The sequence below is a fragment of the Pseudomonadota bacterium genome, from assembly GCA_037200975.1.
Classification (GTDB): Bacteria; Pseudomonadota; Gammaproteobacteria; order Steroidobacterales; family Steroidobacteraceae; genus CADEED01.
In genome coordinates this window covers 4440859-4459683 of record JBBCGI010000001.1, presented here as the reverse complement: position 1 = coordinate 4459683, position 18825 = coordinate 4440859, and the positions used below count along the sequence as shown (strand labels likewise).

The following is an 18825-nucleotide window of genomic DNA, read 5'->3' as shown; positions in this document are numbered from 1 at the left end:
CAAGAGTCTCCCCACCGTGCCCAATTCGCTCAGCCGCCGCGTTCAACGCGTCAAGCCCTCGCCCACTCTCGCCGTCACCGCGCGCGCCGCGAAACTGAAGGCCGAGGGCAAGGACATCATCGGCCTCGGCGCCGGCGAGCCGGATTTCGACACGCCCAAGCACATCGCCGAGGCGGGCATCGACGCGATCAAGAAAGGCTTCACGCGGTACACGAACGTCGACGGCATCCCCGAGCTCAAGGACGCCATCATCGCGAAGTTCAAGCGCGACAATCAGATCAGCTACGAGCGCAACCAGATTCTGGTCAGCTCCGGCGCCAAGCAGACCATCTACAACCTCTGCATGACGGTGCTCGATCCGGGCGATGAATGCGTCATCCCGGCCCCGTACTGGGTCAGCTACCCGGACATGGTGCTGCTGGCGGATGGCCTGCCGGTCACGCCTAACTGCCCGGCGTCGCAGGGCTACAAGATGACGCCGCGCCAGCTCGAAGCGGCCATCACGCCGAAGACCAAGCTGCTGCTCATCAACTCGCCCTGCAATCCCACCGGCGCGGCTTACACAAAAGCGGAATGGCGCGCGCTCGCGGACGTGCTGCTGCAGCACCCACGCGTGCTGGTCGGCACCGACGACATGTACGAAAAAATCTGGTGGGGCGCCGAGCCATTCACCTCGCTGCTCACCGTCGCGCCGGAACTCTACGACCGCGTCATCACCATCAATGGTGTTTCGAAATCGTATGCGATGACCGGCTGGCGCTTGGGCTACTGCGGCGGACCGAAGGACATCGTGAACGCGATGAGCACCATCCAGGGCCAGAGCACGAGCAACGCCTCATCGATCACGCAGAAAGCCGCGGTCGCCGCGCTGAACGGCGATCAGAAATGCGTGGAAGACATGAACGTCGAGTTCAAGAAGCGCCACGACTGGTTCATCGCCGCGTTGAACCGCCTGCCCGGCATCGTTGCGTTGCCGGCGAGCGGCGCGTTCTACGCCTGGGCCGATTGCAGCGCCGCGATGCTGGCGTTCGGCTGCAAGGACGACAACGCCTTCGCCGAGATGCTGATCAACGATGCGGGTGTCGCCGTGGTGCCGGGCTCGGGCTTCGGTGCGCCGGGACATTTCCGCGCCTCGTTCGCCACCAGCATGGCGACGCTCGAGAAATCCATCGAGCGCATGAAGAACGTGCTCGAGCGCGGTCCGGTCGCGAAGACCGCCTGATATCACCGGACTCGCGGCGGACTCCATGAACACCGCCGTTACGCAACCGGTCACCCGCGCGGACATCGCAGCCTGGCTGCTGGCCGCGCTGGCACTCGGGCTGATCATCAAGCTGCACCTGTTGTCGGCGCTGCTCGCCGGCCTGCTCGTCTTCAAGCTAGTCGACGTGCTCACACCCTGGTTGCGGCTGCGCGCGCTCGGGCGCGATGGCCCGCGCGTGCTGGCTGTCACGCTGATCGCATCGGCCGTGATCGCCGCACTCATCGGCATCGGAATCGGCATCGTCGCGCTGATGCGCAACAGCGGCGAGAGTGTGCCGCTGCTCATGCAGAAGATGGCGCAGATCATCGAAGATGCACGCGCCATTCTGCCCGCCAACCTGCAGGCCTATGTGCCGGAGGACGGCGAAACCTTGCAGCGCACGATCGCCGAATGGCTGCGCTCCAATGCCGGATCGCTGCAACTGGCGGGCCGCGGCATCAGCCGTTCACTGGTGCACGTGCTCATGGGCATGATCATCGGCGCGCTGCTCTCGATGCAGAAGGCCGCCAATCCCTCCGAGCGCCGGCCACTCACCGAACACATCGCGCGTCACGCCGCGCGGCTCGCCACCGCGTTCCAACGCGTGGTGTTCGCGCAGTTCTGGATTTCGCTGATCAACACTTTCTTCACGTGGTTGTATCTCGACGTCGTGTTGCGCCTGTTCGGCGTCGACGTGCCGCTGGTAAAAATCCTGGTGGCACTCACGTTCGTCGTGGGCCTGCTACCGATCATTGGCAATCTCATCTCGAACACTGCCATCGTCGTCGTGTGCCTGAGCCAGGGTGTTCCGGTGGCCGCCGCCTCGCTCGTCTACCTGGTGGTGGTTCACAAGCTCGAGTACTTCCTGAACGCGCGCATCATCGGCTCGCACATCAATGCGCGCGCGTGGGAACTGCTGATCGCAATGCTGGTGATGGAAGCGGCATTCGGAATCACGGGCCTGATCGCCGCGCCGATCTTCTACGCGTATTTCAAGGAAGAGCTGCGCGAGAAAGGGCTGGTCTCGAGCCAGGGCCGCATCGCGAAAACCTAAGCGGCCGCACTTCGTCGCAGGCGCGATCGAAGGCGGTGCTCTTTATTGCTATTGCCGGATCAGAAGATCCGGAATGTTCTAAACCCCTGATCGCGAATCGCGAACCGGCGCGTCTTGAACGACACGCTCGGACCATTCCTGCGCGCCGGTGCCGGCGCTGGATTCGTGATGACCTGCAGCGCCGGGCGCGCGAGTTTGAGCAGATCGGGTTCCGCGTCTTCCATGCGCGCGGCGAGATTGGACGATTGCATTCACATTTCCTTGGGTTGCGTCACCGGTTGGCGACGGCGAGCAAGGTACCACTCGTGCATGCGCTTTCCGTCGGCCATGCGGGGGAATTCGCCTACCTCTTTCGAGGCATTGGTAGTTAGAAAGTCGCGAAACCGCTTGACTGTCATCAAAGGAACATGAGCGCCGCCCCGCTTCGGCGCGGCGATCTGTGCTAGTGCCAATACCTTCGTGTCATCGCGCTGCGCAGTCGCATCTGTTTTGATCCGCGCCTGTTTCCACGCGGAGATCGCCATGCTCGACAACACCCAGCCCAAAGTTCTCTACACCGCCAAAGTTCATACCGACGGCGACCGCGACGGCGGTGTGTCGCAGAGCAGCGACCGTCGCCTCGACATCAAACATTCCGTACCTGGCACACCCGGCACCGGCACGAATCCCGAGCAGCTGCTCGCCGCGGGCTGGTCGGCTTGTTTCCAGGGCGCGATGGGCATCGCCGCCCGCCGCATGAAAGTGACGATTCCGTCGGGCACGTCCATCGATGCCGAGATCGATCTAGTGCTCACGGGCGACGCGTATTCGCTCGCCGCGCGCCTCAACGTGAAAGTGCCGGGGCTTTCGCCCGAAGTCGTGCGCTCGCTGGTGGAATCCGCGCATGACACCTGCCCGTATTCCAAGGCGCTCAAGGGCAGCATTCCCATCGCGCTGAACGTGATCTGAGCGCGGCATGAACCCGACTTTTGCGAACGCGGCTACCCGGCAAATCGACGCCGCGGGATGCGCATTCCTGTATCGCGAGATTGGCGCCGCATCCGCCGCTCCTTTGCTGTTGCTGAACCATCTCACCGGCGTACTCGAAGACTGGGATCCGGCGGTGGTAGACGGTCTCGCGGCAAATCGCCGCGTCATCATCTTCGACAATCGCGGCGTCGGCGGATCGGCCGGTATCACGCCGACGAACATTGCCGACATGGCCCGCGATGCCATCGCCTTCATCGACGCGCTGCGGCTGACGAACATCGACCTGCTGGGATTCTCGATGGGCGGATTCATCGCGCAACTCATCGCGCACGACCGGCCAGACCTGGTCCGCCGCCTGATTCTCGCCGGCACCGGTCCCGCGGGCGGCGCGGGCATCGATCAGGTCGCGAAAGTGCTGCAGGCGGCCGTTGCCGAATCGGGCGCCGATCACCGGCACGCGAAACACATCCTGTTCTTCTCGCAGACCCCCGGCAGCCAGCGGGCCGCCGATGAATTTCTGCTGCGGCTGAAAGACCGCGGACAGAACCGCGACCTCGCGGTGAGCAACGAAACGGTCGCCGCGCACCTCGTCGCCATCACTCATTGGGGCAGCGACGCGGCGCAAGGCCGGCCGCTGCGGGAGATCAAACTACCCGTGCTGGTCGTCAACGGCGACGACGACATCATGGTACCGACCGACAATTCCATCGATCTCTTTCACGCGCTGCCCGACGCGGAGCTCAGCATATTTCCGGACTCAGGGCACGGCGGCATATTCCAGTACCACCGCGAGTTCGTCACACAGGCGTCGCGGTTTCTCGAACACTGAGTCCCTCATGAAAGCTTCCAGGTTCCTGCTCTCCGCGTTGCTTTCCGGCGCGACGCTCGCCGCGAGCCCGGCGGTGGCCGATGAAGGCCAGATGCCGGCGCTCTCGGGAGCCTTGGGCTGGCTCAACTCGCCGCCGCTGACAACCGCGAGTTTGCGCGGCAAGGTCGTGCTGGTCGATTTCTGGACTTACACCTGCATCAACTGGCTGCGCACGCTGCCCTACCTGCGCGCCTGGGCCGACAAGTATCGCGACCAGGGCCTGGTGGTGATCGGCGTGCACTCGCCGGAATTCGATTTCGAGCGCGACGCCGACAACGTGCGCCAGGCGGTGAAGGACATGAACATCACCTATCCAGTCGCGCTCGACGCCGACCACGCCGTCTGGCGCGCCTTCGGCAATGCGTACTGGCCCGCGCTGTATTTCGTCGACGCGCGTGGCCGCATTCGCCGCCATCAATTCGGTGAAGGCGACTACGAGGGCGCGGAACGGGCGATCCAGCAGCTGCTGGCCGAGGCCGGCGCCACCGGCGTCGGTCGCGACCTCGTCGCGGTCGCAGGTGATGGCGCGGAAGCGGCGGCCGACTGGAACAACCTGCGCTCCGCGGAGAATTACCTCGGCCTCGAACGCACGCAGAACTTCGCCTCGCCCGGCGGGGCGATTCCCCATAGCCGGCATCAGTACGAACTGCCTCCGCGGCTGCGCCTCAATCGATGGGCGGTGGCGGGCGAATGGACGCTGCGCGCCGATGCCGCAACCGCGAACGGTGCAAACACCCGCCTGAGTTATCGCTTTCACGCGCGCGACCTGCACCTGGTCATGGGTGCCGCGATACCTGGGCAGCCGGTACGATTCCGCGTGACGCTGGACGGCAAACCACCCGGCAACGCGCACGGCGCCGACGCCGACGAGTTCGGCTTCGGCACCCTTTCCGGCCGGCGGCTGTATCAGCTGATACGGCAGAAGGCGCCCGTCGTCGAGCGCGAATTCGTCATCGAGTTCCTCGATCCCGGCGCGGCGCTGTACGCCTTCACGTTCGGTTGAAACGCGCCGCTTGCGGCGAATCGCAAGACCAAAGTATCGGCCGACACCTAGGTGCAATCGCCCGCGTCGGCGGCCCCTGCTGTGATCGCGGCTCATCGCCTCACACCAAACGCACAAGGAATACGCAATGTCTAACTACCAACCGGCCGCCGCGACGCGCGGCCGCAGGTCCGCCCTTCCACAATGGAGCATGCTCCTGTCCGCCGCGTCGGTCGCGTTCGGGCTGCTTGCCGCTTCCAGCCCCGTGCTCGCCGCGCCTGCCACGGGCGCCGACGCCATTCGCCCCTTCCGCATCGAAGTACCGCAGGCCGTGCTCGACGACCTGCGCCAGCGCGTCCTCGCGACCCGTTGGCCGGCGCGTGAAACCGTCAGCGATCAATCGCAGGGCGTGAAGCTCGATAAAATCCAGGCACTGGTGAAGTACTGGGGTACGGGTTACGACTGGCGCAAGGTAGAGACGAAGCTCAACTCGCTGCCCCAGTTCGTCACACGGATCGACGGTCTCGACATTCATTTCATTCACGTCAAATCGAAACATCCGAACGCTTTACCGCTGCTCGTCACGCACGGCTGGCCGGGCTCGGTGCTCGAGGTCGTCAAGGCGATCGGACCGCTCACCGATCCCACCGCGCACGGCGGCACGGCCTCCGACGCGTTCGATCTCGTCATTCCGTCGATGCCGGGATATGGTTTTTCGGAGCTGCCGAAAACCACCGGCTGGGGACCCGAGCGCATCGGCCGCGCCTGGGACGTGCTGATGAAGCGGCTCGGTTACAAACGTTACGTATCGCAAGGCGGCGACTGGGGCTCGGTCATTGCCGACGCCATGGCGCGCCAGGCGCCCGCCGGCTTGTTAGGCATCCACGTCAACATGCCGGCGACCGTGCCCGCGGATGCCGCCAAGGCGATGAGCGCAGGTGCTCCGGCGCCAGCGAATCTCACGCCCGTCGAGAAGGCCGCGTACGACAAGCTCAGCCACTTCTTCCAGAAGAATGCCGGCTACGGCGCGATGATGGTGACGCGCCCGCAGACGATCGGTTATTCGCTGACAGATTCACCCGTTGGGCTCGCCTCCTGGTTCTACGACAAGTTCGCGCAGTGGACCTACAGCGGCGGCGAGCCGGAGCGTTCGCTGACGCTGGACGAGATGCTCGACGACATCACGCTCTACTGGGTGACGAATACCGCGGTGTCGTCGGCGCAGCTCTACTGGGAGAACAACACCAACAACTTCAACGCGGTCGAACAGCGCACGGCGGATATCAAACTACCCGTCGCCGTGACGGTGTTCCCGGGCGAGATCTACCAGGCGCCGCGCAGCTGGACCGAGCGTGCGTACAGCAATCTCGTCTACTTCAACGAAGTCGACAAGGGTGGCCACTTCGCGGCCTGGGAAGAGCCCGAGCTCTTTGCCAGCGAAATGCGCGCGGCGTTTCGTTCCCTGCGTTGACGGATGGCGGCCGGCGCGCTCTCCCCGGGCGCCGGCCGCCTTTATTCCTGATAGATTTCCTCACTTGCGACCAGCCCTGGGCTCTGGCTTCATTGGCGCTCGAATCCGGAGATCCCATGCCCCTATTGCTGCAACCTGGTGCACCCGCACCCTCCTTCTCCCTCGCCAACACCCAAGGCACCACGGTCACGCTCGCGGACCTGCGGGGCAAGCCCGTCGTGCTCGCGTTCTACCCGGCCGACTGGAGCCCGGTCTGCGGCGACCAGATGGCGCTCTACAACGAAGTGCTACCCATATTCCAGAATCTCGGCGCGCAGATGCTCGGCGTTTCAGTAGATAGCCGGTGGTGCCATGCTGCGTTCGCCGAAAACCGCCGGCTGCGGTTTCCGTTGCTGGCGGACTTCGAGCCCAAGGGCGCGTTGGCGCGCAGCTTCGGCGCGTACCGCGAAGAGGATGGCACCTCCGAGCGCGCGCTGTTCGTGATCGACGCCGCGGGCCTCATCCGCTGGAGTTATCTATCGCCGATCGAAGTCAATCCCGGCGCCGATGGCATCCTCGAGGCGCTGGAATCGCTGCAGAAGGACAAGACATGAGCGGCAGCCGCAGCGAATTGAAGCCGGCCGCGGGACCGAACGACCACGTCCAGGGGCGTGACGATGCACCGATCACGCTGGTCGAATACGGCGACTACGAGTGCCCTTACTGCGGCATGGCGTATCCCATCGTCAAACGAATCCAGGCCAGGTTTGGCGACCGCCTGCGTTTCGTGTTCCGCAATTTTCCGCTCGCCGAAGCGCATCCTCATGCAACCGCCGCCGCCGAGCTCGCCGAAGCCGCCGCGGCGCAAGGCAAGTTCTGGGAGATACACGACATGTTGTACGAGCATCAGAACGCGCTCGGTGGCGCGGCCCTGGAACGCTTCGCGAAGAAACTCGATCTCGACATCGCGGCGCTGGAAGCTACGCTGGCGGGCGGCGCGCCGCACCAGCGCGTGCGCGGCGATTTCATGAGCGGCGTTCGAAGCGGCGTCAACGGCACGCCGGCATTTTTCATCAACGGCCGGCGCTTCGATGGTGACTGGCGGGATGAAGAGATTTTCGCGGCGGCGCTGCAGTCACACTCGTAGCAACCGCACGGTCTACCGGCCCGATCGCAGCTCCGCTTCGACAGCTTCAGCCAGGGCACCAAGCCCGTACGAAGCGTCCAGGATGCGGCCGTTGATGAAAAACCCGGGCGTCGCACGGACACCGCTCGCGTGACCGCTCTTCTGATGCTCGCGCACCCGCTGTAGATAGATCTCGTCGTCGAGCTCGGCGGTGTAGCGCGCCATGTCGAGGCCGAGCGATTCCGCATAGCCGCGCAGCTGCGCCGCTTCGAGATGGTTCTGCTTGTCGAACAGCAGGTCGTGCATCTGCCAGAACTTGCCCTGGGCACCCGCGCATTCGGCGACCTCCGCGGCGCGCAGCGCATGCGGATGGACTTCCACGAGCGGAAAATGCCGGAACACGAACCGCACGCGCTGCTCGAAGCGCGCCAGCAGCAACTTCACGGCGCCCGCGGCCTGCTTGCAACTCGGGCATTCGAAATCGCCGTATTCGACGATGGTCACCGGCGCGTGTTCGGGTCCGCGGACGTGGTCCGTTGCCTGCACCGGCTCCGCCAGACGGAAACTTTGCTGCTGACTCATCTTTATCACCTTGCTCTGTTAGCGCCGCCCATCGCAGCACAACTATTGGGACGCGCCAATGACACGATGGTGTCGATCGGCAACGCCCCAGTATCGAACAAATCGGGCCTTTCGACAGCAGCAATCCCCCGCGGTGTTCCGAAAGCTCACCACTGTGGCCGCGCCGGAGTATGGTTTGCCGTCCTGACAAAAGCGAAACGTCCGGGAGGCGTCGATGTCTGGGCGATCTATCGTGGCGGCTCTCTCCGCGTGGGCGCTGCTGCTGCCCACCCTCGCGCATGCCGAGGCTCTCGAGCTCACGGTCAGCATCGGCGATGGGCCATTGTTCACCGGTTTGAAAGACCTCGAGAACCAGACCGGCGTCGAACTTCTGTACGACGGCAACGTGGTGCGCGAATTCCATTCGCCGCCGGTCGCCGGAAAACTCACCACCGAAGCCGCGCTCCAGCAGATGTTGTCCGAATCCGATCTGACGGTCCGCAGAGCCGCGTCCGGCGCCTGGATCATCGAACGTCGAACTACTGCGCCGCTGGCCCAGCAGGACGCCGCGGTCGCCGAAATTCTCGTCGTCGGGCGGCGCACGCAGAACGCCGACATCCGCCGGTCCGAGGATGACGTGCAGCCCTACACGGTCGCTACCCGCGAGGAAATTGTCCGCGCGCACCGCGACAACATCGACCAGTACATCGCGACCCGCGTCACTGCCAACACCACCGCACTTCCCTTCGGGGCACTCGGCGCGGATCTGATGTCATCCATCGACCTGCGGGGTCTGGGTGCCACCGACACGGTGGTGCTCGTCGACGGACGACGCATGCCATCGATCCCCAACAGCGTGCGGGGATTCCGGCAGTCCGATCTCAACGCAATCCCCGTGCACGCCATCGAACGCATGGAAATCCTGACCGGCGCCGCAGGCGGCATCCATGGGTTCGGCGCACTCGGCGGTGTCGTCAATGTCGTGCTGAATCGCGACGTCGACGGTCTCGAACTTCATACAACCCAGGGGATCAGCTCGCGCAGCGACGCGCGGCGGCGCAGCTTCGAGGCGAGTTTCGGCCAGACACTCAATGACGGCGCAACCCACCTGATGCTGTCCGGCTCCCACGAGGAAGTGGAGTCGCTGCGCGTTCTCGATAGAACGTTCGGCGTTCGCGATCGCCGCCGGACTCTCGAGGTATACCCCGAATACTTCCCTTTCATTTTTCCGAACGGGAATTCGGTCGCCGTGCGCAGCTGGTATCGGATCGACCCCGACACGTATGACGTCATCATAAATCCCGATCTCACCTTCAAACCGGAGTTCGGCGGTCAGGCGCTCGGCTCCAATCTCACCTATCTACCGATCGGTTTCTCGGGAGACAATGCGGCGCTGGCCGCGGCGCTCGAGGAACACGCTGGCGATGTCGACTTCAGCGTCGACGACGCCCAGGCCAGATCCGACCTGGGCCCGAGCCCGCAATCGGATTCGTTGCTCGCCAACATCCGGCATCGATTCGAATCCGGTTGGGAAACTTACGTCGACGCCGTCATGCTGCGCACCCACGGCGAGTCCGATGGTTCCCCGCAGGTGAGAATCTTTTCGAATGGTTCGGCGATTCTCGAAGCCGCATCACCCGCGAATCCGTTCACCGACTCGATCACGGTGAACTTTCCCGTCGTCGGCCTCGAAACCGGCGTTCGGAAACGCATCGAGAATACCCGCTACACCGCCGGACTCGAGGGCGGCTTGCCCTTCGACTGGCGCGGCACCGTCGAGGCCAGCTGGGGACGGCTGCGCTATTTTTCTTCACTCGCCGACGAAGTGCCGCTGTCGGGGACGTCCCTGTATCTGACCGGCGACGAGTCCGATCTCGACACGAATCCGCTGGGTGACTGGAATGCGTTCGACCGCGTGGTCAAGGCCGACCTGTTGCGCAGCCGGGATGATGTGGATTTTCGCAGCCGATTCACCGCGCAATCCTTGCGCCTGGCGGGTCCGGTCTTCGCGACGCGCGCCGGGCCTGCCACGTTGACCCTGCTGGCCGAGCGTCGATCCGAGCGCGTGCCGCCCAGCATGGAGGTCCACTACGTCGACGTCGGCACGCCCTTTACCGACGAAAGTCGCGGCTCGCCGCGCGCGCGGCTGACGCGGTCGATCTACGGAGAGCTGAGATCGCGGGTATTCGACGAGTCCGCTGCCGTGCCGCTGATTCGGGACCTCGAGCTGCAGCTCGCCGTCCGGCGTGACGAACAGGAAGACGATTTTCCTGCCAACATGGTCATCCCGCCGGACATCGAAATACTTCACTCGAAGTTCACCGGCACCGCTTACACGGTCGGCGCGAAAGTCTCGCCCGCGCGCTGGCTGATGCTGCGCGCCAGCTACGCGACAGGCGACCAGCCGCCGCCGATCGCCAACCTCGTAGAACTGGAGCCTGCGACGTACAGCTACATCTCGTACTACCCCGATCCCGACCCCAAGCGCGGCGGAACGGCGCTCGGATCGGAAGGCGACGTCCTGCTGCAGTACTCCGGCAATTCGAAACTCGAGATGGTGCGGGCGACCACATTGTTTCTTGGCGTGGTCCTCACCCCCGGCGGGCTGGACGGCCCCCGATTGGCGCTCGACTATTCGCGCATCCGCAGGACACACGACCTGACGGTATATGACTTCAATCAAGTCATCGCACATGAAGACGAGTGGCCCGAGCGTGTCACGCGGGCGCCGCCGACCGACACGGATCGAGCCAACGGATATTCCGTTGGCCGCATCGAAGCGATCGATGTTCGCGATACGAACGACGGCGCGCTGGAAGTGGATGCATTCGACCTGCGCGCGGAATGGCCGCTGTCGATGCTCGACGGTCGGCTGCGCCTGTATGCCGACGCGACTTACCACAAGAGCAACGTGCGGAAAAAGCGCTTCGAGCCAGACACCCAGTGGGCGGGATACGTGGACGGGCCGCTGCAGCGGCGCGCGAACGGTGGCTTCGATTGGTCGCGGCGCGATCTGACGGTCGGGGCCAATCTGCAGTACTTCGGCAGCAGTCTCGTCGTGAGCCCGGACCCTTTCAGTTTGCTGACGCCCGAGGATGCGGTTCTGTACCAGGGTTCCGCGCGGATTCCTTCGCAAACCTACCTGGACCTGTATGGCACCTGGCGGATTCCGGCAAGCAACCTGGGTCCGGTAGATAGCGTCACTCTCGAGCTCGGTGTGGTCAACGTGCTCGACAAGAGCCCGCCGCGTGAGAACATGTATCTCAACTACGGCCCGGGCTACAGCCGTTATGGCGATCCGCGTATGCGCCGTTTCGAGCTTGGAGTGAGCTGCCATTTCTAGGCGTTGACGCCAGCGCTTCGCCCATGGCGTCGGCCAGCGCGTCGGCCATGCGCACCAGTTCCGCCAGCGAGCGCGCACCCATCTTCCGCATCACGGACCCGCGGTGCGCTTTCACCGTGATCTCGCTCACGCCGAGATCGCCGCCCACCTGCTTGTTCAGCTTGCCAGCGGTTACCAACGCCATCACCTGCCGCTCGCGCGGAGTCAGCGTCGCGAAGCACGCCCGCACGGCGGCGTGACTGGATTCGGCAAGACGGCGCTGCCGATCGATCTCGATCGCTTCGATCACCGCCGCAGCCAGCCTCCGCCCGCACGGCGGCTTCTCCACGACATCGACAGCGCCCGCCTTCATTGCCATGACCACCGTCGCGACTTCCGCGCCGCGGGTGGTCACGATGATCGGGCAATGGATCGCGCGCGGCAGCGGATGTGCCCCGAGCAACTCGGCGTCGATGATCAGGCAGCCCGGCTGTCCGGCCCGATGGATGCCCAGGAATTCGTCCAGGTGGGCGTGGGTTTGCAGCTCCGCTCCGGCGGCTTCGAGCGAATGCAGCAGCGCGAGCCGCACGTGGTCGTCGTTATCGACGATGTGCACGACGGCGCGCACCGCCGTGGATGCCGCCGGGCGCGCCGGGCGGAATGAACTTGTGTCAGTTGCGATGTGGGGTGTCATGGTCCGCCTCCTTCTTGCCTATGAGGACGGAGCAGAATCGAAAATCCACATCTCGCCGCACCGCGCGGCGACGATTTATTTTTCCCGCACCAGCTCGATCCGGTGATCCTGGCGGATCGCCCGCAGCCCATGCATCTCCGCAAGCGTCTCGGCAAATCGCTGCGAATCGCCGGCGCGGAACTGGCCCGACACGCGTAGCGACGCGACGTCTGGATCGCGGATCGTGATCTGTTCGGGCGAGTAGCGATTCATCACTGCCACGGCATCGGACAGCGGCTGGTCGTCAAAATTGACGAGCCCCTTCCGCCAGGAGATTGCGCTCTCACCCGCGCCGCTCAGCGTCCGGATTTCGACTTTGCCGCGACGCTCGACGTACTGCTGGCCGGCGTCGAGCTTCGCCAGCGCCGTGGTTGCGTCCAGCGACTCGACATCGACCCGCCCCTCGAGCAGCGTGACCGTGAGTCCATCGTCCAGCAGATTCACATCGAACCGCGTGCCGACGGCGACGACGCGCCGACCCGCGGCAGTCACGCTGAACGGCCGCGATGGATCGTGCGCCACCGCGAACAGCGCGCGGCCGCGTTGCAGCTCGATGCTCCGGCTCTTGCCGCTGAAACGTCCCGTCAACGCGCTTTCGCCGTCCAGCGTCACGCTGCTGCCATCGGAGAGCTGGAATTCCTTCACTTCGCCGAGCAGCGAGACGTATTCGAAAGTCCCGGAAGAAGGCATGAAGTTCCAGACGAGCCCGATCGCGACGAGCAAAACCGCGGCGGCCGCGGCGGCGGGCCACCAGCCCGCCCCGCTGCGCGGGCGCGGTGCCAACGCATGCGCGCGCATTGCCGCGAGGATCTCGTCACCTGCGGAAGCGGCGAAGGTCTGCCAGGCGCGGTCGGCGTTCTCGAACTGGCGCCGGTTGTCATCGTTCTTCGCGAGCCAAACGTCCAGCAACTGCTGTTCGCTCGCGGTCAGCCCTTCCGCACGCCGCGCGACGAACAACGCGGCCGCCTCGCGCGGCTCGAGTGCGCCCAGTTTCTCGGCCGTCAACGCTTCACGAACCAAGGCGCTTCTCCATGTCGAGACTCAGCTGCTGAATGGCGCGGACCATGTGTTTCTCCACGGCGCTCACCGAGATGCCGAGGTGGGCGGCGATGTCCTGGAATCTTTGTCCCTCGAGCCTGCGCAGGATGAACACCGTGCGCGTGCGTTCCGGCAACCGCAACAAGACCATTGTCGCAGCCCGCAGCTCTTCCTTTCCGCCAAGGATACGTTCCGGATCCGCCTCTTCTTCGCCGTGCAATTCGGGCTCGAACGCGACGTGCCGATTGGCCGCGTGCGATGAGCGGCGCCGAACCCAGTCCGCGAAAACGCTGGAGGCGGTCTTGAGGACATAGCCGCCGAGATGCTGGACTGGTTCCGTGCTGTCACGCGCCACCATGCGCGCGAAGACATCCTGGACCATGTCTTCGACCTCGGCGTTGTTCTGTACGCGACGGCGAAAATACCGCGTGAGCCAGCCACGTACGGGGCCGGCTTCGTCCGCCAGCGTCAATCCCGGGCTACTCTCCAGCTTCCCCATTCGGCGGCATTTATATCAACTGGCGGCGCACACTGCTGTGCTCGTTCACTTTATTAGCTCACGGTGCGGCCGGCGCCGACGCGCAATCCCAGCTGCGTCGCCATCCGCACCAACGCGGCGAGCGAATCCGCCTCCATCTTGCGCTTCATGTTGAAGCGATGAACCTTGACGGTGATCTCCGAGGTCCCGAGCTCGGCGGCGATCTGCTTGTTGAGCCGCCCGGAGACGACCAGCTCCATGACTTCGCGTTCGCGGCGTGTGAGCAGGACATAACGATTCCTGAGGACACGCATCGATGCCTCCTCAGTCAGCGCGCGCTGGCTGCGATCGAGCGCGCAGCGGATGGCGCCGAGCACCGCGGGGTGACTGGCGGGCTTGGTCAGAAAATCGACGGCGCCCGCCTTCATCGCCCGGACACTGGTGCCGACATCGCATCGGGTTGTCAGGAATACCACCGGCATTTCCCGCCGGTCCGCGATGATTTCCTGGAGCGCGAGGCCGTCGAGCTGCGGCAGTGAAACATCCAGCAGCAGGCAACCCGCCCGCATCGTCCGCGGACGCGCGAGAAAATCCTCGGCCGAGGCGAAACACTCGGTTTGCCAGCCGGCGGCACGGATCAGCAGGTCGAGCGATTCGCGGGTGGCGCGGTCCTCGTCCACGATGAAAACGGTGGGCGCCTGCGCGGCGCGGACAACGGCCATCCCGATCGGCTGGGCGCGGGAATGTTCTGCATACATGAGATTGATCTCCCCATCGGTGACTGCGTATCGCCGCGGTAGTTTGAACACCGGGGACGCGGCGCGCGTCACGCCCCTAGGGAACACGGCAATAACCCTTTTGGGTTGCGGTCACGCAATCTCTATCTCGCGACGGCCGAAGCGGCGCGCATCGACGGACATGGCTCCGGCACCGAGCACCGCAAGCGTCGCGGCCATGACGACGAATTCGATCAGCGCCATGCGCGATTCGAACAGTACGAGCGCGCCGTGCCGCGCGAGGCAGAGCATCGCGACGCCTTCCGCCGCGAGCAACGCGCTGGCGACCGGCACGAGCAAGCCGGGCAGCAACACGAGCCCGGCGAGCGCCGCCGGAATCGCCGCCACGAACCGCCATGGTGAATGATCGGCCGCGATCGCCAGCACGGCTTCCGCGATCGCGGACGTGCCGACGAACACGCGCAGAAAAAACAATGCCGCGCCGACCGGGCCCGACGGGAAATTCGTGAAGGTACGTTGCAACGGAGTGTTGCAGGCCGATAAAGGTGTCATTCGCAACAGGCTATTCAGCGGGCGCCTTCGCTGCGCCCCGCCTGCCCGCTACCGGCCGATACCGCTTTCGGGTTACTACAGATGAATGACGCCGCGGCGCAATCCGATGGCGACCGCCTGGGTGCGATCCTTCGCGCCTAGTTTGTCCATGATGTGCCGGATGTGCACCTTCACGGTCTCCTCGGAGATCGACAGTTGCTCGCCGATGTCGCGATTGCGATCGCCCTCCGCCATCCGCCGCAGCACCTGGATCTCCCGCTCGCTCAGATCGTCGCCGTTGAAATGTTCGGCGAGATTCTCCGCCACCTGCGCCGGCAGATGTTTGCGCCCGGCATGCACCTTGCGGATCACGTCGACGAGTTCCTCGAGCGGCGCGCTTTTCAGCATGTACGCGCGCACTCCCGCGGCCAGCGCGCGTTGAATCTCGACGTCACCCTCGAAAGTGGTGAGCATGATCACCCGTGCATCCGGGAATTCCGCGCGAATGGCCGCCACCGCACTGATGCCGCTCATGTCGGGCAGGCGCAGATCCATCAACGTGACATCGGGCTTCACGCGCCGGAATTCCTCGACGCCCTGCCGCGCCGTCGAGGCGCGGCCGACGAGTTGCATGTCGGCCTCGTGCGCGACGACGGTGGCGATGCCTTCGAGGAACAGCGGGTGGTCGTCGACGATCAGGATTCGGATGGCGGGCTGATCGCTCATGGTTTCTCGAAAGCTGCTACGGCCGGCATCACCAGGTCAATCTCGGTTCCCGCGCCCTTGCCACTCATGACTTTGAACGTAGCACCGATCTTGTTCGCGCGCTCGCGCATGCCCGACAGACCCCAGTGCCCTTCGCGGCCCGCCTGGACGATGGCCGGATCCATGCCGCCACCATTGTCGCGAATCGCCAGGCGAAACCGGACCGCGGAGTATTCGAGCACCACCTCGATACTCGATGCACTCGAGTGGCGGAAGGCATTCGCGAGTGCCTCGCGGCAGATCCAGTACACCTCGTCCCTGACCGCCGGACGCAACACGCGCGGAGTTCCTTCGACCAGCAGCCGGACCGGAACCTTGTCATCCACACCCAGGTCCCGCGGGATCTGCGCCAGTGCCTGCTCGAGCGCGGCGGACGCGGATTGCCGCGTGCGCAAGTTTCGTACCGCATCGCGGCCTTCGTCGACGATCTGGCGCAACAGTTTCAGGATTCTTTCCACCAGAGGTTTCGCGGGCGCATCCGCCGCCATCTGGTTGTTGGCCACCGACAGCTGCAGCGAGGCACTCAGCAATCCCTGCAGCAGCGTATCGTGCAGATCGCGCGCGATGCGTTCGCGTTCCCCCAGGCGTTCCTCGGTGCGCATGCGCACGCGCTGCTCGATCTGCCGGACGCGATACAAATACAGCAGCCAGATCAGGCCGAGCGCGGCAAGCCCGCAGAGCACGAAGAATGTGCGCGTCTGGGTGAACGTGGGCGCGATCGAAAAAGCCAGGCTCGCGTTCTTGCGGCTCCAGACGCCGTCGTTGTTGCTCGCGGTCACTTCGAATAGATAGTCGCGCGGCGGCAGATCGTTGTAGAACGCCTGGCGGCGCGTGCCGACGTCCTGCCAATGGGCATCGTGCCCGACGAGCCGGTAGCGGAAACGCGTCTTTCCAGGCACGACGAAGCTCAATCCGGTGTAGTCGATCTGCAGATCGCTGCTATTGGGCGGCAGACGCACGGACTGCGCCAACGGAAACGGCTTGCGATCCGCCATGAGCTGTTCGATCTGCACAGGCGGCGGCACCGCGTTGCTGATGATCTGCCCGGGGTCGAGAACCTGCACGATGCTCGCATTGGCAAACCACAGGCGGCCATCCGGGCCGACCGACGCTTTTGGCGCGAAATTCGCGCGCGCGGGTTGCGCTCCGTCGAATGCATCGAACATGCGAAACGTCACCGTCGCGCGTCGATCTTTCCACCACGCCTGCATCTGATCGGCTTCGATGGAGACGATGCCACAGGTCGCGTAGAGCCACAGCCGCTGCTGGCGATCGATCAGCACCGAGTGGATGTCGACGCAGGGCAACCCGTTCTCCACAGTCATCGTCTGCGTCTTGCCGCCGCGCCAGCTGGCGACGCCGACCGGCGTCGCACCGATGATGGTGCCATCGGAATACGCGGCGAGATCGTGCATCACGCCGGTATTCGCTTGGCGATGAAATTCGAAGTTCTCCAGTTTGCCGCGCCGGATGCGCGTGAGGTCGCCGTTCGCGCGCGGCAGCCAGATGCCTTCGGCCGCATCGGCAACGCTGCCGCGCAACGCAAAGCCGGGAGTGGGCCACGGAATGCTTTCGACGACCTTGCGGTCGCGCGTGCGGAACAGCCGGTCCGGCCTCGTCAGTACCCAGACATCTCCCTGCGCATCCGCGACGATACTTTGCGCGAACCCGATCGGGCTGCCATCGGGCTGGCGAACGGGTTTGAATTTTCCGCCCTCGAAAACATGAACCTCGTCGTCGACGCCTACCCACAGCGCCCCCGCTGGGTCTTCGAACAGGACCGTCACCTCGTCACCGGGCAGGCCATGGCGCGGATCGAGTGAGGTCATCTTTCCGTCGCGCCACGCGTCGAGCGAATGCCAGGCGTTGATCCACACGGTGCCGTCGCGCGCCGCGAGAACCGCGTTGGCGAGCTCGGCGCTGAGTCCTTCCCGGCTCGTGATACTCGTCACGCGCAGGTCGCGAAACGCATCGAGGCCGCGCGTCGTCAAAACCCAAAGCGTTCCCTCGTGATCTTCGAACATGCTTTGCAACGTATCGCCCGAAAGGCCGTCGGTCCTGCCGAAGTGGCTCACCTTTCCCTCGTGCAGGCGATAGAGTCCATCGTCCTGCGTGCCTATCCACAACGCATTGTTGCTGTCGACGAGCAACGGTGACACCGACAGTTTGCGGCCGTCGAACTCCGGCGTGACATACGAGCGCAGCTCGTCGCCCTGGAGATGCAACAGGCCGAGTCCGCGGCTGGGCTGGGTGCCGCCCACCCAGACTTCACCGTTTTTTCCCAATGCGATGGATTGCACGACGTCAATCAGTTTCTGAGCGCTCGACGCCGGTAGTTCGGCCGGCAGCCAGGTCCGGGAGGCGCCCTCCTTCCAGCGCATGAGCTGGCGGCTCGATACCGTCCACAGGTTGCCTTGCGAGTCGAGACTGATTTCCTGGGCCTCCTCGAGCGGCACACCGTCGGAGATGCCGTGGCACTCGACCTGATCGCCAGTCACCGCGCACAACGGACCTTTCGCCGCACGGACGTTCATGCTCGTGAACCAGATCTTGCCGGCGCGATCCTCGACGATGTCGTTGATCGATCCCGGCGAATCCTTGTAGTTGGTTACGTGCCCGCCGTGCCAGCGATCGAGCCCCGCGCGCGTACCGATCCACAGACTCCCATCGGCCGAACCTAGCAAGGAAAGAATCCGGCTGGAGCGCAGCGCCTCGCCCTGCGGCGGAGAAAATGGCACGAAGCGGACGCCGTCGAAGCGGACGAGACCGGTGCGAGTTCCCACCCACAGGTAGCCGTCGGTAGTTTGGGCCATCGAGGTCGGGGTGCCGGGCAGCAATCCCGCATCGAGCGTCCACATCGAATGGCCGTACTGCGTGATCGCCTTTGTCGGGTCGAGCGCAAATGCCGCGGGAGCAGCCAGCAGAAACGACAGGAGCACGCGCCGCATTCTTATCTTCCGGTGACCGG

At 64.6% G+C, this 18825-nt stretch carries 19 protein-coding genes; 9 read left to right on the top strand and 10 right to left on the bottom strand.

The features are described 5' to 3' along the window. Positions 1–16 precede the first annotated feature (16 nt). Positions 17–1222, top strand: coding sequence for a pyridoxal phosphate-dependent aminotransferase (locus tag WDO72_20100; protein ID MEJ0087977.1), 1206 nt, complete (start codon positions 17–19; stop codon positions 1220–1222). Positions 1223–1247: 25 nt separating this feature from the next. Continuing rightward, positions 1248–2297: an AI-2E family transporter gene (locus tag WDO72_20095; protein MEJ0087976.1), complete on the top strand. Its 1050-nt coding sequence runs from the start codon at positions 1248–1250 to the stop codon at positions 2295–2297. Between the two features lie 59 nt (positions 2298–2356). On the opposite strand, the gene WDO72_20090 is transcribed toward WDO72_20095, so the two are convergent. Then, a complete protein-coding gene (locus tag WDO72_20090) occupies positions 2357–2548 on the bottom strand; it encodes a hypothetical protein (protein MEJ0087975.1) in 192 nt (63 codons plus the stop codon). Further along, positions 2549–2821 carry a hypothetical protein gene (locus tag WDO72_20085; protein ID MEJ0087974.1) on the bottom strand — a complete coding sequence of 91 codons (273 nt, stop codon included), beginning with the start codon at positions 2819–2821 and terminating at the stop codon, positions 2549–2551. Between WDO72_20085 and WDO72_20080 the strand changes: the two genes are divergently transcribed. From WDO72_20080 to WDO72_20055, 6 genes are all read left to right on the top strand, one after another. Then, positions 2820–3245 carry an Ohr family peroxiredoxin gene (locus tag WDO72_20080; GenBank protein MEJ0087973.1) on the top strand — a complete coding sequence of 142 codons (426 nt, stop codon included), beginning with the start codon at positions 2820–2822 and terminating at the stop codon, positions 3243–3245. The two genes, WDO72_20085 and WDO72_20080, sit on opposite strands and share 2 nt — an antisense overlap. Before the next feature lie 7 nt (positions 3246–3252). Continuing rightward, a complete protein-coding gene (locus WDO72_20075) occupies positions 3253–4095 on the top strand; it encodes an alpha/beta hydrolase (protein MEJ0087972.1) in 843 nt (280 codons plus the stop codon). Positions 4096–4102: 7 nt separating this feature from the next. Next, positions 4103–5137 (top strand): thioredoxin family protein, encoded by a 1035-nt coding sequence (locus tag WDO72_20070; protein ID MEJ0087971.1) that lies wholly within the window; start codon positions 4103–4105, stop codon positions 5135–5137. 127 nt (positions 5138–5264) lie between these two features. Beyond that, entirely contained in the window at positions 5265–6587 is a 1323-nt protein-coding gene (locus tag WDO72_20065; protein MEJ0087970.1) for an epoxide hydrolase family protein, read from the top strand. Positions 6588–6703: 116 nt separating this feature from the next. Further along, positions 6704–7180, top strand: a complete 477-nt coding sequence (locus WDO72_20060; protein MEJ0087969.1) for a redoxin domain-containing protein — start codon at positions 6704–6706, stop codon at positions 7178–7180. Continuing rightward, positions 7177–7713, top strand: coding sequence for a thioredoxin domain-containing protein (locus tag WDO72_20055; GenBank protein ID MEJ0087968.1), 537 nt, complete (start codon positions 7177–7179; stop codon positions 7711–7713). The genes WDO72_20060 and WDO72_20055 overlap by 4 nt, the downstream gene beginning before the upstream one ends. 12 nt (positions 7714–7725) lie before the next feature. Here WDO72_20055 and WDO72_20050 read toward each other — a convergent pair whose 3' ends face one another. Beyond that, entirely contained in the window at positions 7726–8274 is a 549-nt protein-coding gene (locus WDO72_20050) for a thioredoxin domain-containing protein (GenBank protein ID MEJ0087967.1), read from the bottom strand. A gap of 214 nt (positions 8275–8488) precedes the next feature. On the opposite strand from WDO72_20050, the gene WDO72_20045 reads away from it, so the two are divergent. Beyond that, entirely contained in the window at positions 8489–11596 is a 3108-nt protein-coding gene (locus WDO72_20045) for a TonB-dependent receptor (protein ID MEJ0087966.1), read from the top strand. Here WDO72_20045 and WDO72_20040 read toward each other — a convergent pair. The 7 genes from WDO72_20040 to WDO72_20010 all read right to left on the bottom strand — a co-directional run bounded on the left by WDO72_20040 (position 11517) and on the right by WDO72_20010 (position 18805). Continuing rightward, positions 11517–12269 carry a LuxR C-terminal-related transcriptional regulator gene (locus tag WDO72_20040; GenBank protein MEJ0087965.1) on the bottom strand — a complete coding sequence of 251 codons (753 nt, stop codon included), beginning with the start codon at positions 12267–12269 and terminating at the stop codon, positions 11517–11519. The two genes, WDO72_20045 and WDO72_20040, sit on opposite strands and share 80 nt — an antisense overlap. A gap of 75 nt (positions 12270–12344) precedes the next feature. Continuing rightward, on the bottom strand, positions 12345–13328 hold the full coding sequence (locus tag WDO72_20035; protein ID MEJ0087964.1) for a FecR domain-containing protein: 984 nt from the start codon (positions 13326–13328) through the stop codon (positions 12345–12347). After that, positions 13318–13845, bottom strand: coding sequence for an RNA polymerase sigma factor (locus WDO72_20030; GenBank protein MEJ0087963.1), 528 nt, complete (start codon positions 13843–13845; stop codon positions 13318–13320). Before WDO72_20030 ends, WDO72_20035 begins: the two co-directional genes overlap by 11 nt. Positions 13846–13898: 53 nt before the next feature. Next, the gene (locus tag WDO72_20025) at positions 13899–14546 is read right to left on the bottom strand and encodes a response regulator (GenBank protein MEJ0087962.1); all 648 of its coding nucleotides are present in this window, start codon (positions 14544–14546) and stop codon (positions 13899–13901) included. A gap of 147 nt (positions 14547–14693) precedes the next feature. Beyond that, positions 14694–15083, bottom strand: coding sequence for a hypothetical protein (locus WDO72_20020; GenBank protein MEJ0087961.1), 390 nt, complete (start codon positions 15081–15083; stop codon positions 14694–14696). Between the two features lie 105 nt (positions 15084–15188). Next, positions 15189–15818 carry a response regulator transcription factor gene (locus WDO72_20015; protein ID MEJ0087960.1) on the bottom strand — a complete coding sequence of 210 codons (630 nt, stop codon included), beginning with the start codon at positions 15816–15818 and terminating at the stop codon, positions 15189–15191. Further along, a complete protein-coding gene (locus WDO72_20010) occupies positions 15815–18805 on the bottom strand; it encodes a histidine kinase (GenBank protein MEJ0087959.1) in 2991 nt (996 codons plus the stop codon). The genes WDO72_20015 and WDO72_20010 overlap by 4 nt, the downstream gene beginning before the upstream one ends. Positions 18806–18825 lie beyond the last annotated feature (20 nt).

Coding starts and splice junctions, on each gene's coding strand:
- WDO72_20095 (MEJ0087976.1), top strand. CDS start 1,248: ATGAACACCGCCGTTACGCAACCGGTCACCCGCGCGGACATCGCAGCC.
- WDO72_20090 (MEJ0087975.1), bottom strand. CDS start 2,548: ATGCAATCGTCCAATCTCGCCGCGCGCATGGAAGACGCGGAACCCGAT.
- WDO72_20080 (MEJ0087973.1), top strand. CDS start 2,820: ATGCTCGACAACACCCAGCCCAAAGTTCTCTACACCGCCAAAGTTCAT.
- WDO72_20085 (MEJ0087974.1), bottom strand. CDS start 2,821: ATGGCGATCTCCGCGTGGAAACAGGCGCGGATCAAAACAGATGCGACT.
- WDO72_20075 (MEJ0087972.1), top strand. CDS start 3,253: ATGAACCCGACTTTTGCGAACGCGGCTACCCGGCAAATCGACGCCGCG.
- WDO72_20070 (MEJ0087971.1), top strand. CDS start 4,103: ATGAAAGCTTCCAGGTTCCTGCTCTCCGCGTTGCTTTCCGGCGCGACG.
- WDO72_20065 (MEJ0087970.1), top strand. CDS start 5,265: ATGTCTAACTACCAACCGGCCGCCGCGACGCGCGGCCGCAGGTCCGCC.
- WDO72_20060 (MEJ0087969.1), top strand. CDS start 6,704: ATGCCCCTATTGCTGCAACCTGGTGCACCCGCACCCTCCTTCTCCCTC.
- WDO72_20055 (MEJ0087968.1), top strand. CDS start 7,177: ATGAGCGGCAGCCGCAGCGAATTGAAGCCGGCCGCGGGACCGAACGAC.
- WDO72_20050 (MEJ0087967.1), bottom strand. CDS start 8,274: ATGAGTCAGCAGCAAAGTTTCCGTCTGGCGGAGCCGGTGCAGGCAACG.
- WDO72_20045 (MEJ0087966.1), top strand. CDS start 8,489: ATGTCTGGGCGATCTATCGTGGCGGCTCTCTCCGCGTGGGCGCTGCTG.
- WDO72_20040 (MEJ0087965.1), bottom strand. CDS start 12,269: ATGACACCCCACATCGCAACTGACACAAGTTCATTCCGCCCGGCGCGC.
- WDO72_20030 (MEJ0087963.1), bottom strand. CDS start 13,845: ATGGGGAAGCTGGAGAGTAGCCCGGGATTGACGCTGGCGGACGAAGCC.
- WDO72_20025 (MEJ0087962.1), bottom strand. CDS start 14,546: ATGGCCGTTGTCCGCGCCGCGCAGGCGCCCACCGTTTTCATCGTGGAC.
- WDO72_20015 (MEJ0087960.1), bottom strand. CDS start 15,818: ATGAGCGATCAGCCCGCCATCCGAATCCTGATCGTCGACGACCACCCG.
- WDO72_20010 (MEJ0087959.1), bottom strand. CDS start 18,805: ATGCGGCGCGTGCTCCTGTCGTTTCTGCTGGCTGCTCCCGCGGCATTT.